Genomic DNA, 13889 nt, shown 5'->3' with positions numbered 1-13889 from the left:
GCGGCCGATCGCCCCTTGCCGCAATCCCTGAAGGCGGCATGCATGTCGATGCGGTCAGACGAAGCGATTCGGCAATCCGGAAACGGAGGCATCCGACGTTTCGCTGGCTGCTGCCACGAGCCGCCCCGCCTTGCCGGGTCGAGCGCTCCATGCAGCGAGAAGGCGACGAAAGGAAGGCAATGGCCATGACTTTGCAGGAAGGCGATCCGGCGCCGGACTTCACGCTGCCCCGCGATGGCGGGGGCGAGATCAGCCTGAGCGCGCTGCGCGGTCGCAAGGTCGTGCTCTATGCCTATCCCAAGGACAACACCCCGGCCTGCACCGAGGAGGCGATCGCCTTCAACCGCCTGCGCCGGGAATTCACGGCCTGCGGCACGGAAATCATCGGCGTTTCGCCCGATTCGGCGAAGAAGCACGGCAATTTCAAGCGCAAGTACGAACTCGACTTCCCCCTGCTCGCAGACGAGGCGCAAGCGCTGGCGAACGCCTATGGCATATGGGTCGAGAAGAGCCTCTATGGCCGCAAGTATATGGGGGTCGAACGGTCGACCTTCCTGATCGATGCCGAGGGCCGCCTCGCCCGGATCTGGCGCAAGGTCAAGGTCGCCGGCCACGCCGAGGAGGTCCTCGCGGCAGCGCAGGCGCTTTGACGTTTTGAAGCATTGCAGAGGCGTTGCATCGGCCGGGATTTGCGAAAGATTAACCCTAACAATGTCTGATGACGGTATCGGCAGCGTGATTACCGGTTCCGCGTATGAATCATCAGTCCCAGACAGCCCCCGCCCTCTCGACCGTCGGCCTCGTCGTCCACAAGACCTATACGGTGCGCCGCTCCACCATGCTCGCGGGACTGGCCTGGCTGGCCCTGAGCACGGCCTGCAGCGGCGGCGCCGGCTGGTACATCCTCAGCCGCGACGATCTCGCCGCCAGGCTGATCGCCCGCGAGACCTCGCGCCAGTATGCCTATGAGGATCGGATTTCCGCGTTGCGGGCCGATATCGACCGCTACGCCAGCCGCGCCCTGCTCGATCAGGATGGGGTCGAGTCGCGCGTCGATGAACTCGCCAGCCGGCAGGCCGAGCTCGAATCGCGCCAGTCGCTGGTCGCCGCTCTGACCGACACCCTCCAATCCAGCGGCTTGATCCCGGCCGCGAAGCTGCCCCTGCGCTCGCAGATCATCAAGCCCGGCGAACCGATCCGCGCCTCCGGCGTGACCAGCTTCGCCCCGATCCTGCCGAACAAGCCGACGCCGGCGCCCGAGACGCCTTCGCTGCGTGGCGCCGATGGCGGCGCGGCGGGCGGCTGGCAATCCGGCGAAACCCCGCCGGCCGAACCGCCGGCCAAGCGCGTCGATGCCGCGCTGACCAGGCTCGACGGCGCCATGGCGAGAACCTCGGACGCCCAGCTTTCGGCCTTGAAAGACATGGACGAGCGTGTCGCGGCCGCTCAGAAGCGCCTGCGCAGCGCACTCGCCGAAACCGGGCTGGATCTCGAGCGCCTAGCCGCTCCGGCCTCCGCGACCGGCGGCATGGGCGGACCGTTCGTGCCGGTGAAGCTCGATCCGTCGGAAGGTCCCTTCGCGGCCACCCTCAACGCCCTCCAGCCGCGCCTGGCGGCGATCATGCGCCTGCGCGGGGTGATCGACCAGTTGCCGCTCGCCCGGCCGATGGCGGGCGACCACGACTTTTCCTCGAATTACGGCTACCGCACCGACCCGTTCACCCGCGGCCTCGCGATGCATACCGGCGTCGATTTCCGGGCCGAGACCGGCTCCTCGATCATGGCGACCGCGCCGGGCAAGGTCGTGGTCGCCGAGTACAATGGCGGCTACGGCAACATGGTCGAGGTCGAGCATGCCAATGGCCTGACCACCCGCTACGCCCATATGTCGGCGATCTCGGTCACGACCGGCCAGATGGTCAAGGCCGGCACGGTGGTCGGCCGGGTCGGGTCCACCGGCCGCTCGACCGGCCCGCACCTGCACTACGAAACCCGGATCAACGACGAGCCGGTCGACCCGACCCGCTTCCTGCGTGCCGGCGGCAAGCTGCTCGCGAACGCGCTCTGAGAGAACGCCCCTAAACGAAAAAGGCCGCGCTCGAAGCGCGGCCTTTTTGTTTGCAGTCCGGCTTGGAGCCCGAAGTCAGTCGATGTCCTCGACGTCGACCTGCGTTCCGTAGACGCGCTGTGCCAGCGACGCTTCCATGAAGGCGTCGAGATCGCCGTCGAGCACCTCGGACGGCGCCGTCGAGCTGACGCCCGTGCGCAGGTCCTTCACAAGCTGGTAGGGCTGCAGCACATAGGAGCGGATCTGGTGGCCCCAGCCGATATCGGTCTTGGAGGCCTGCTCGGCATTCGCCTTGTCCTCGCGCTTCTTCAGCTCAACTTCGTAGAGGCGGGCGCGCAGCATGTCCCAGGCCTTGGCCCGGTTCTTGTGCTGCGAGCGCTCCTGCTGGCAGGACACCGCGATGCCGGTCGGGATATGCGTGATGCGCACGGCCGAATCCGTCGTGTTGATGTGCTGGCCGCCGGCCCCCTGCGCCCGATAGGTGTCGATGCGGCAGTCCGATTCGTTGATGTCGATGACGATGCGGTCGTCGACGACGGGATAGACCCAGATCGACGCAAACGAGGTCTGGCGTCTCGCATTGGAGTCGAAGGGCGAGATGCGCACCAGCCGGTGCACGCCCGATTCGGTCTTCAGCCAGCCATAGGCGTTATGGCCCTTGAACTGGAGCGTCGCCGACTTGATGCCGGCCGTGTCGCCGTCCTGGTATTCGAGCGTCTCGACCTTGAACTTCCGCCGCTCGCCCCAGCGCCGATACATGCGCAGCAGCATCTCGGCCCAGTCCTGGCTCTCGGTGCCGCCCGCGCCGGGATGGATCTCGACATAGGTATCGAGCATGTCGGCCTCGCCGGAGAGCAAGGTCTCGACCTGGAGGCGCGCCGCCTCGTCCTGCACGGCCTTGATCGCCTGCTCGCCCTCGGTGACGGTGGCGTCGTCGCCTTCCATCTCGCCGAGCTCGATCAGCGTCAGCGCGTCATCGAGCTCGCGTTCGAGCTTGATGATGCCCTCGATCTGGGTTTCCAGCGAGGTGCGCTCGCGCATCAGCTTCTGCGCGGTTTCGGCATCGTTCCAGAAATCGGGCCCCTCGGAGAGGGCGTTGAGTTCCGCTAGGCGGCGCTGGGCTTGATCCCAGTCAAAGATGCCTCCTCAGCAGTCCGATCGACTGCTTGGCGTTATCGAGCTGCGTTTGGATTTCGGGGCGCATGATTCCGTCTGAACGTCCTTGTGAACTGAGCTTGGGGGCTGAGATAGGGGCGAACGCGCCGGCTGTAAACGCCCGCGGCATCATCCGGCCGCCACAGTGGGAACATAGCCCCCAAAAGACAGCGCCCGGAGATGAACTCCGGGCGCCTGAAATCATGTGTGCGGCGTTCAGTACAGCCCGCCGGTACCGGAACCGACGGCGCGGCCGCCACCACCCGGACCGACATTGAGCGGCGCGCTGCCGTCACCGGCGGCGCCGATCACCGAATAGCTGTCCGGCGGCGCCGTGCCCGGCTTGAAGGCTTCGAGGATGCCGCCTTCGCCGCCGGCACGCATGCCGCTGCGAGGGTCGACGCGGATCAGCTTGATGCCGGCCGGAACACGGAACGGCGTCGCCGGCTTCTCCTTCAGCGCCACACTCATGAAGTCGCGGAAGATCGGCGCCGCGTACTGGCCGGCCGTCGCCGATGTGCCGAGCGATTTCGGCTTGTCGAAGCCCATATAGACGCCGACGGCGAGGTCCGGCGAGAAGCCGACGAACCAGACGTCCTTGGCATCGTTGGTCGTGCCGGTCTTGCCGGCGAGCGGCTTGCCGACGGACTTGACCACCGTCGCCGTGCCGGCATTGACCACGCCTTCGAGGATCGAGACCATCTGGTAGGCGGTCAGCGGGTCGAGAACCTGCTCGCGGTTGTCGACCAGGCGCGGTTCGGGCTGGTTCGCCCATTTCTCGGCGTTGCAGCCCTCGCAGACCCGCTGGTCGTGCCGGAAGATCGTCGAGCCCGAGCGGTCCTGGATACGGTCGATCAAGGTCGGCCGGATGCGCTTGCCACCGTTGACCAGCATCGAATAGGCCGCGGTCATACGCATCACGGTCGTCTCGCCGGCACCGAGCGACATCGACAGCACCGGCTGGAGGTCGTCATAGATGCCGAAGCGGCGGGAATACTCCGCGATCAGCGGCATGCCGACATCCTTGGCGAGCCGCACCGTCATCAGGTTCTTCGAGAACTGGATGCCGTAGCGCAGCGTGCGCGGGCCGGTCGACTTGCCGTCGTAGTTCTCCGGCCGCCACATCCCGAGGCCTGGGCCCTGATCGACCTCGATCGGTGCGTCCAGGATGATGCTGGACGGGGTGTAGCCGTTGTCGAGCGCGGTCGCGTAGACGAAGGGCTTGAACGAGGAGCCGGGTTGACGCAGCGCCTGCGTCGCGCGGTTGAACTCCGACTGGTCGTGGCTGAAGCCGCCGACCATGGCGAGCACGCGGCCCGAAAACGGATCCATCGCGACGATGGCACCGTTGACCTCCGGCAATTGCCGCAGCCGCGCGAAGCCCGGCCGACTGTCCATCGGCTCGACATAGACGATGTCGCCGACCGAGACGGCCTGCGAGACGCGGGCGCGGCGGGTCCATTTGATGCCGTCGGCGGCGAGCGTCAGGATCTGGCGCTCCTTGTTGAGATGACCGGCATTGTCGCGCAGCGGATGCAGGCCGAGCCTGGCGCTGTCGCCGTTGACCTCGAGCACCACGGCCAACCGCCACGGCGCGACGTCGCCGAGCACCGGCAGTTCGCCGACAACCGTGCCCCACTCCTTGCCGCCGAGATCGATCTTCTGGATGGCGCCGCGCCAGCCGCGCGCCTCGTCGAAGCGCACGAGACCGTCGACCAGCGCCTTGCGCGCCATCAGCTGCGTCTTGGGATCGACCGTGGCACGGACCGAGAGGCCGCCTTCCAGCAGCTTCTTCTCGCCATAGCGGTCCTGCAACTCGCGCCGAATCTCCTCGGCGAAATAGCCGGCGGCGATCTGGTTCGGCGAGACCGTGCGCGGATTGACGCCGAGCGGCTGCTTCTTGGCGTTCTCGCCCGCCTCGCGCTTGACGTAGCCATTCTCGACCATGCGGTCGATGACGTAGTTGCGGCGCTCGATCGCGCGGTCGCGGTTGCGGAAGGGGTGGAGGTCGGTCGGCGCCTTCGGCAGGGCCGCGAGATAGGCCGCTTCCTGCAGATTGATCTCATGCACCGACTTTCCGAAATAGTTCAGCGCCGCCGCGGCGATGCCGTAGCTGCCCTGCCCCGGCGCCGGCGCGCCGAGATAGATCTCGTTCAGGTAGAGTTCGAGGATCTTGTCCTTCGAGTAGGTCGATTCGAGCTTCAGCGCGACGAGCGCCTCGCGGATCTTGCGCTCGATCGACTGTTCCGGGCTCAGGAAGAAGTTCTTCGCGACCTGCTGGGTGATGGTCGAGGCGCCCTGCGGGCGGCGATTCGCGCCGCGGTTGCGGAAATTGGAGATCGCGGCACGAACCAGGCCTTCCGGATCGACGCCGACATGCTTGTAGAAATTCTTGTCCTCTGCCGAGAGATAGGCGTCGACGACGAGCTTCGGCACGGCCTGGATCGGCAGGTAGAGGCGCCGCTCGCGCGCATATTCGGCGATCAGGCTGCCGTCGCCCGCATGGACGCGGGTCATCACCGGCGGCTCGTAATTCCGGAGCTGGGCGTAGTCCGGAAGGTCGCGCGAGTAATGCCAGATCAATCCGCCCGCGATGGCGGCGCCGATCACGAAAGCGATCGCGCCGGCGGCGAACAACCATCCGAAGATTCGCAGAATGAACCGCATCTCAGGCCCTGGACCCCGTAACTGCCATCGGCTGGCGCCAAATCAGGGCGCTTCGCAAATCATAGCTATAACATGACGGAGATGGCGGAACCGTGGCCTCACGACCACATTCCGTATCATCTAGCACCGTCCTTGCGAGGCCGCGCTGTCATCCCGTGCGCGCTGCGGCATGAAATGCCGCTGCGCAGACACGGGACCGCGTGCCGCTTCGTACTCCGATCCTCCTCGCCGCCCGACAAGGCGCCCCTTCCGGGTGGCGGTCCCGTGTCTGCGCAGCGGCACTGCGCGCCGCAGCGCGCACGGGATGAAAGCCTGGCTTTGCCGGACATCACAGCCCGACCTAGGTGTTTAGTTCCGGCTTTCCGCCGCCTTGCCGACCGAGGCCCGCTCGCGGGCGACATAATCGTCGATCGCGGCCGAGACCGCCGCCACGGCCTTGCCGCGCCATTCCGGCGAATTCAGCAGTTCGGCGTCCTTCGGGCTCGACATGTAGCCGAGCTCGATCAGAACCGACGGCACATCCGGCGCGCTCAGAACCCAGAACCGCGCCGAGCGCAGCGGAATCTTGTGCATCTTGATCGAACCGCCGAGCTTCTCGACCAGATTGCGCGCGAAAACCCCGGTGAAGGTCCGTGTCTCGCGCCGGGCGAGATCCATCAGGATGCCGGCGACGTCCTGCAACTCCTCGCTGGTCTCCAGGCCGGCGACGGCATCGGCCTCGTTCTCCTTGGCCGCGAGCCGGGCGGCCTCCGCGTCGGTCGCGCGCTCGGAACGCGTATAGACCGTGGCGCCGCGCACCTCCTGGGCCTGGGACAGCGAATCGGCATGAATCGAGATGAACAGATCGGCCTGCTCTCCGCGTCCGATCTGCACGCGATCGCCGAGCGAGACGAAACGGTCGTCGTCACGGGTCATGACGACCCGGTAGCGGCCGCTGGATTCAAGCTGATCCTTGAGCGCCTTGCCGAAGGCCAGCACCACCGTTTTCTCGGCGATGGCGGCGACGGTCGCGCCGGGGTCGATGCCGCCATGGCCGGGATCGATCACGATGGTGCGGCGGGTCTCGCCTGCCGCCTTGGCGGGCACGGGAGCGGGAGCGGCGGGCGCCGGCTTGAGCACCTTGCCGGCCTCGGCGAGGAAATCCGCCCGTGCCGCCTTCTTCAATTCGATCGTCAGCTCGCCGAAGCCGCCGCGCACCGTCTTCACCTCCGCCCTGGCGATGGTCGCGGGATGGGACAGATCGATGATGATTCGGGCCTTGTCGGCGGTGAACAGGCCGAAGCGATAGCCGCTCACGAAACCGGCACTACGCCTGGCGGCGGGCTGGATCTGGAAATTGGTCGAAGGCAGTTCGACGATGATGCGGTCTGGCCCGGCCTGCACCCAGGCATCGACCGCAACCGACGAAGACAACGTCATCGTGAGGCGAACGGTCTCGCCGGCCTGCTCGATGCGGGCGTCGGTCGCAACCGGGTATTCGCTCTGCGGCCGCGGCTCGGCCTTCGTCTGCGCCGATACCGGCATGGCGACGACCACCAGCAGGCAAGCAACCGCCAGCGCGCTCCGCAGCGCCCGCAATCGCCACGGCGCATCGTAACGGCTCGAATCGGCGCGGTGGAGGCACGAGAACAGCTGAAAAATCCCGTCTCTTATTACGAGGGTTTAACCATAACGGAGCTGAAATCCTAACAGCCCGTTACCACCTCTTCCCGAGACCGTGAACTGCCCTGCCGAGGGCCGGGTGCGATGCAGCCGTCATGTGACTTGCAAATCACCATCACCTGTCTGTAATGGAACAGGTTGCTTGTCAGCCTGCCCGAGAGACACATCCGGATCGTGCGATCCGTCGGCGTCCGAAGCAGGTTGGGCTGCCGCTCCTCCTCGGAGCGACGGCAACAAGACGACCGCAACGGATCGTCCGCAGACGGTTGGCATCGGGATTGCGTGTTTTCTGCGCCCTGCCCTGTCTTGCGAGCGTGCAAACGCGATGCGCCTGGCTGCCTGGCCGGAGCATCGCAGGTCAGGACAGATGACGGGGCATAAGACGCCGCTAGCACCATCGGTGAACCGTCCGAACCTGCGGAACCGCGCCGGGCTTGCCGCCCGAGTGGCTGTTCCGAGCCGCCTTCCTGTCTCGACCGCTTCCTCCTCCCTCCTGCAACATGCCGGCTTTCTCCGGCCTTCTCGCGGCGCCCTTGCACGCGGCAGCGGATTCGCATCCGTAGCCGCGCAGCCTTGGTTGGCGGCCGCGCCAATGGAAATTTCTTATGGCCAACAAGATGCTTATCGATGCCACCCACCCGGAGGAGACCCGGGTCGTGGTGGTCCGCGGATCCCGCGTCGAAGAGTTTGATTTCGAGTCTGCAAGCCGAAAGCCGCTCCGCGGCAATATCTATCTCGCCAAAGTGACCCGCGTGGAGCCCTCGCTCCAGGCGGCCTTCGTCGAGTATGGCGGCAACCGCCACGGCTTCCTCGCCTTCTCCGAGATCCATCCCGACTACTACCAGATTCCGGTCGCCGACCGGCAGGCGCTGCTCGAGGACGAGGCCCGCGCCGAGCGTGACGAGGAGCGCGACGAGGAGCGCCGCGAGAAGCGCGGCCGCCGTGACCGCGGCCGTCGCGGCGATCGCGACAACCGCGCCAAGAAGGCTGCCGCCGACGAGACCGTCTCGGCCGAGGTCGAGGCGACCAGCGAGGATGTACAGGTCGAGACCGACGGCAAGGAAGCCGCGATGGTCAACGAGGGCGGCCCGGCCTTCGGCGAGTTCTTCGCCCCGGACGTCGCCGAATCGACCACCGAGGATGCCGCCCCGAACGCGGCTCCGCTGACCTTCGAGACCGTCGAGGCGAGCGTCTCGGTCGAGGAGACCGTCGTTTCGGCCGAAGCGCCGGAGAGCGCTGCGGCTGAGGCCCGCAAGCGCTCCGAGGACGATGGCGACGACGAGAACGGCGACGAGGACGCCGAGGAGGCTCCCGAGCAGCTCGGCGGCGGCGACGCGCTCGACGACATGCCGGAGCGCCCGCAGCGCCAGTCGCGCCGCCAGTACAAGATCCAGGAGGTGATCAAGCGTCGCCAGATCATCCTGGTGCAGGTCGTCAAGGAAGAGCGCGGCAACAAGGGTGCGGCGCTCACCACCTATCTCTCGCTCGCCGGCCGCTATTCGGTGCTGATGCCGAACACCGGCAAGGGCGGCGGCATCTCGCGCAAGATCACCAATGCCGAGGACCGCAAGCGCCTGAAGGAGATCGCCCAGGAGCTGGAGGTCCCGGAGGGGATGGGCCTGATCCTGCGCACGGCCGGCGCCTCGCGCACCAAGGTCGAGATCCGGCGCGACTACGAATATCTGATGCGCATGTGGGAAAGCGTGCGCGAGCTGACGCTGGCCTCGGTTGCCCCGGCGCTGGTCTATGAGGAGGGCAACCTCGTCAAGCGCTCGATCCGCGACCTCTACAACAAGGATATCGACGAAGTTCACGTTGCCGGCGAGAACGCCTATCGCGAGGCCAAGGACTTCATGCGCATGCTCATGCCGAGCCATGCCAAGAGCGTGAAGCCCTATCGCGAGCAGACCCCGCTCTTCGCCGCGTTCGGCGTCGAGAGCCAGCTCGACGCGATGTTCTCGAACACGGTCACGCTGAAGTCGGGCGGCTACCTCGTCATCAACCAGACGGAAGCGCTGGTCGCGATCGACATCAATTCGGGCCGCTCGACCCGCGAGCACAATATCGAGGACACCGCCCTCAAGACCAATCTCGAAGCGGCGGAGGAAATCTCCCGCCAGCTGCGCCTGCGCGACCTCGCCGGCCTCATCGTGATCGATTTCATCGACATGGAGGAGAACCGGAACAACCGCGCCGTCGAGAAGAAGCTGAAGGAGTGCCTGAAGGACGACCGCGCCCGCATCCAGGTCGGCCGCATCTCGGCCTTCGGCCTGCTGGAGATGTCGCGCCAGCGCATCCGCACCGGCGTGCTCGAATCATCCTCGGTGCCCTGCCCGCATTGCGCCGGCGCCGGCATGATCCGCTCGACCCCGTCGGTCGCGCTGCAGATACTGCGCGCGCTGGAGGAGACGCTGATCAAGAGCGCCTCGCATAACCTCACCGTCCGCACGCGGCCGGAGGTCGCGCTCTACGTCCTCAACCAGAAGCGCGCCCATCTCACCGATCTCGAGACCCGCTTCGCCATCGCGATCACGATCTCGACCGACGCCAACCTGCTCGGCACCCGCTATTTCGAGGTCGAGCGCGGCGAGTTCGTCGGCAATGAAGGCCGGATCATCCCGACCAGCTTCAAGGCCGAGGCGATCGCGTCGGATGTCGACGACGAGGCGCTTGACGCCGCCGCGGAAGCGGCCGCTCTCGACGCCGAGACCGGCGGCACCGAGACTGCCGCCGACGAGGCCCAGGCCGAACGTGGCGAGGGCGAGAACGGTCGTCGCCGCCGCCGTCGTCGGCGCCGTCGGCGTGGTGGCGAGCGTGACGATCAGGGCCAGCAGCTCGAAGGCGCGCAAGGCGATGACGAAGGCGACGAGGGCGAGGAAGACGGCGATGAAGCCGTAACCCCGGCCGCGGCCGAGCCCGTCGCCGAAGCGGCTCCGGAGCCGGTCGTCGAGGCGCCTGCCGCCGAGACCGCCAAGCCGAAGCGCAGCCGCGCCCGCAAGCCGAAGGCCGAGGCCGCCAAGGAGACCGAAGCCAAGGCCGAGACGGTCGCGGCAGAGGCTGCTCCCGCCGAGGCCGAGAAGCCCAAGCGCAGCCGCTCGCGCAAGAAGGTCGTGCCGATCACCGAAGGTGGTGAGGCCGCCGCGGAAGCCGCTCCGGCGCCCGTCGAGGCGAAGGCCGAGGCTTCGGTCGCCGCTGCTCCCGAGGCTGTCGCAGCCCCGGCCGAGCCTGCCCCGGTGCCCGAGCCCGCCCCGGTCAAGACCCCGGCGGAGGAGCCCGTCGCGGTCGTGCTGACCGAGCCGGACCCGAACCGGCCCAAGCGCGGCGGCTGGTGGAACCGGCTCGCCGGCCGTTCCTGATCGCAGCGCCCAAATCCGATGAATGACGAAGCCCGCTGCGATCCGCAGCGGGCTTTCTGTTTTCACGGGCGGATAAACCAGCCAGAATTGCCGCCCGGAGACCGATCCACTTCAGGCAGGAGCCGATACCGCCGCCACGCAATCGCGAGCGTCTCGTCATGATTGCGCTGATCGCCATCGGCCTGCTCGGCCTCGCCTATCCGGCCTGCTCGGCCTCGCCTATCTCGCACGGAGTGCGATCGGCTGGTTCGGCGTGGGCATGCTCGGGCTGCTGGTGCTTTTCATCGCGCTCAGGGTCGAGCTTGAGGGCGACCGTCCCGTCGGCACGCAAACGACGCCTACGCTTTACGCCGATCATTTCCACGCCGAGCGCGCGCAAAACCCTGCCGAGCGGGCGGGCCGGCGCGCGGAGGTTGCAGCCTTCACCTCCTCGGCGCGCCTGTTCGCCTATGCCGGCGCCCTCCTCGCCGTCATAGGCTTCGGGCTGGTCTTCCTCGGATGGGGGCGCTCCGGCTTCTCGGAGCTGTTCGATCTGTTCGGCGGCACGCTCTGGAACTCTGTCCAGAGGGGCAGGCCCTGGTAGGGACGAGCCCAGCCGATCCGCCGATGGCGACGATCAGCCCATCTCAACCCGGGACTGGCGCAAGCGGGACCGGCGGCGGCACGGCCTTGATCGCGGCGGCCGCCTGGCTCTGCGAACCGCCCTCGCCGCCGCGCACCGTGACGGCGTTCGAGGCGAAGGGCACATGCGCGTCGTTGAGGGCGCGATAGACCCGCTTCAGCGACTCCCGCTGCAGCATCGAGGACTGGTTCGGCTTGCTGGTGAATTTCAACCGGATCACGATGGCGCTGTCGGTGATGTCGGCGACGCCCTGCATCTTGAGCGGGGCGATGAAATGCGGCCCGTATTCGGGGTCCTCCATCAGCGCGATGCCGGTCTTCTTGATCGCCTTGCGGGCCTGCTCGATATCGGCGGAATGGTCGAGACGGACATTGAATTTGATCGTCGCCCAGTCGCGGCTGGCATTGGTCAGCGACTGAACCTGGCCGAAAGGCACGGTGTGTATCTGGCCGCTCTGGTGGCGCAACTGCATCGAGCGCAGCGAAATCTTCTCGACCGTGCCCTTGAGCCGGCCGGTATCGACATATTCGCCGACGCGGAAGGCGTCCTCCAGCATGAAGAACACGCCGGAGACGATATCGCGCACCAATGCTTGCGAGCCGAAGGAAAGGGCAAGGCCGAGGATGCCGAAGCCGGCGAGCAGCGGGCCGATATCGACGCCCAGCCGCGACAGCACGATGAGGATGGTGAGGCCGAGCACCGCGCCCAGAACGACGCCGCGCAGGACCGGCAGCACCGTCGCCAGCCGGCTCGGCACGCTCTCCTCATGCGCAACATCCTCGTCGCCAGGTCCGACGACGCGCCGCCGCGGCGTATAGGCATCGAAGAACGCATGCAGGAAGACGAGCGCCACCCAGCCGATGAAGGCGAAGATCGCGACACCGGCCGTCTGGCGCATCACGGCGGCGAACTGCGCCGAACTGACGCCGAGCAGCAAGCCGGCCCAGAGGCGCGACAGCACGAAGAAGCCGGCGGCCCATAGCACGCCGACAGCCGCCGCACGCAGGGCCGCGCCACTTGCGCGCATCATCGGGGTGACACCTTGCTCCGCCTCGCGCCGCATCGCATGGCAGCGCAGCAGGCTGGCAACGCCGACGGCGAGGATCGGGATCAGGACGATCGCCACCTGGGTCATCGCCGAGGCTTCGGCCCAGCGCCCGCCATTCGACATCATCGCGGCGGCGCTGCTGACCATCCACAACAGGGCCGTCGTGGCGATGTAGAACCAAGCCGTACCGGTCGCGATCAGCCGCCGGATCGGGCCGGGCTCGGAGGAGCCCGACAGGATCAGCGCAGCGAGATCGTGCCGCCCGTCATGGAACCACCAGATCTTGAACAGCGTGATGAGAAGACCTGTCAGCGCGATCAGCCCCGTCACGGGCCGCGGCCCCGCGCTGACATGGTGGGAAAGCAGGATGCTGGTCACGATCAGCGGCGTCAGGATCGCGTAGGCGACGAACCGCCGGAAATGCACCTCGGCGCGCGGCAGCGGCATGATCCGCCGTTCCGGCGCGCCGGGTGCGAGCAGGAAACGGCCGACAGCTATGTAGAGCGCGCCGATCGCCGCGCCGTTGGCGCTGGTTGTGAGAGCGATATTGGCGAAATCGCTCTCAGGCAGCCAGGCATTGCGGGTGACACGCGCCACGGCCAGGGCGAGCAGGAGTGTCGCGACATCCTGGAGCAGACCCCAGGACGAGGCGATGAGGCGAGGCGTGAATTCCGGCCCCGCAGGCTGCATCTTGCGCGCGAACCAGCGGGCGGTCGCGAGCCGGAAGGCGAAAGCGGCAGTGAGCGCAAGGCAGATGATGCCGAAGACGCGCCAGCCGGCGGTTGCTCCTTCGCGGCCATTGAGATTGCGCAGCCAGGCGCGCGCCCAGCTGTCCGGCAGTTCGCCGATAGCGGGAATCGAAGCGCCGCCATATTCGACACCGTCGATAAAGCGGTCGACGAGGGCGCTAACCTCGGCCTGGAAGCCTTCCTCATCCGCCATCGACAGAGCGGGCGCGGGCTGAGTGGCGGCGGGCTTCGCCTTCCCGGCGGGCTCAGCCGGTGTCGCCGCAACGGGGACTGCGGTCGCGCCGCCGACCCTGATCTCGACCTGTCGCCCGGGAGCCGACAGGGCATCGACCATCTTGCGGATCGCCTCGGGCGTCTCGTCGCCGCGCAGGTTGAGAACCACGGAGGGCGGGCCCTCGGCCATCGCTGGCGCGCCCGGCGAGAGACATGCGAAGGCGAGCGCCAGCCAGCCGAACAGCACAGCTGGCCGGACAATGCTACGCCGCGGGACGGTTCCGCCCGGTGCAGCGACGTTCATGGCAGGTCTCCGTGCTATCCCCAGGACGCAGAATGCTGAGGTTTC

Annotated in this window: 8 protein-coding genes; 4 read left to right on the top strand and 4 right to left on the bottom strand. The window is 67.2% G+C overall.

Annotated features, from left to right (window positions below):
* Positions 1-185: 185 nt before the first annotated feature.
* Together AC6RIC_RS14035 and AC6RIC_RS14030 are read left to right on the top strand one after the other, a co-directional pair.
* Positions 186-650, top strand: coding sequence for a peroxiredoxin (locus AC6RIC_RS14035; protein WP_499732784.1), 465 nt, complete (start codon positions 186-188; stop codon positions 648-650).
* A gap of 104 nt (positions 651-754) precedes the next feature.
* Positions 755-2068: a M23 family metallopeptidase gene (locus AC6RIC_RS14030; RefSeq protein WP_499732783.1), complete on the top strand. Its 1314-nt coding sequence runs from the start codon at positions 755-757 to the stop codon at positions 2066-2068.
* A 75-nt stretch (positions 2069-2143) separates the two neighbouring features.
* On the opposite strand, the gene prfB is transcribed toward AC6RIC_RS14030, so the two are convergent.
* The 3 genes from prfB to AC6RIC_RS14015 all read right to left on the bottom strand — a co-directional run bounded on the left by prfB (position 2144) and on the right by AC6RIC_RS14015 (position 7468).
* Positions 2144-3272 (bottom strand): peptide chain release factor 2 gene (prfB, locus tag AC6RIC_RS14025; protein WP_499732782.1). Its coding sequence is split into 2 segments (ribosomal slippage): positions 2144-3202 and positions 3204-3272, totalling 1128 coding nucleotides; the frame shifts between segments, so codons are not numbered across the junction.
* Positions 3273-3439: 167 nt separating this feature from the next.
* Entirely contained in the window at positions 3440-5890 is a 2451-nt protein-coding gene (locus AC6RIC_RS14020; protein WP_499732781.1) for a penicillin-binding protein 1A, read from the bottom strand.
* Positions 5891-6238: 348 nt separating this feature from the next.
* The gene (locus AC6RIC_RS14015) at positions 6239-7468 is read right to left on the bottom strand and encodes an N-acetylmuramoyl-L-alanine amidase (RefSeq protein WP_499732780.1); all 1230 of its coding nucleotides are present in this window, start codon (positions 7466-7468) and stop codon (positions 6239-6241) included.
* A gap of 689 nt (positions 7469-8157) precedes the next feature.
* On the opposite strand from AC6RIC_RS14015, the gene AC6RIC_RS14010 reads away from it, so the two are divergent.
* Together AC6RIC_RS14010 and AC6RIC_RS14005 are read left to right on the top strand one after the other, a co-directional pair.
* The gene (locus AC6RIC_RS14010; RefSeq protein ID WP_499732779.1) at positions 8158-10908 is read left to right on the top strand and encodes an Rne/Rng family ribonuclease; all 2751 of its coding nucleotides are present in this window, start codon (positions 8158-8160) and stop codon (positions 10906-10908) included.
* A 259-nt stretch (positions 10909-11167) separates the two neighbouring features.
* Positions 11168-11491 (top strand): hypothetical protein, encoded by a 324-nt coding sequence (locus AC6RIC_RS14005; protein WP_499732778.1) that lies wholly within the window; start codon positions 11168-11170, stop codon positions 11489-11491.
* A gap of 43 nt (positions 11492-11534) precedes the next feature.
* On the opposite strand, the gene AC6RIC_RS14000 is transcribed toward AC6RIC_RS14005, so the two are convergent.
* The gene (locus tag AC6RIC_RS14000) at positions 11535-13844 is read right to left on the bottom strand and encodes a mechanosensitive ion channel family protein (RefSeq protein WP_499732777.1); all 2310 of its coding nucleotides are present in this window, start codon (positions 13842-13844) and stop codon (positions 11535-11537) included.
* Positions 13845-13889: the final 45 nt, after the last annotated feature.

This window comes from Allobosea sp. TBD101 (assembly GCF_059817965.1).
The sequence above is the reverse complement of the archived record's forward strand: the minus strand, read 5'-3'. Positions and strand labels throughout refer to the sequence as shown.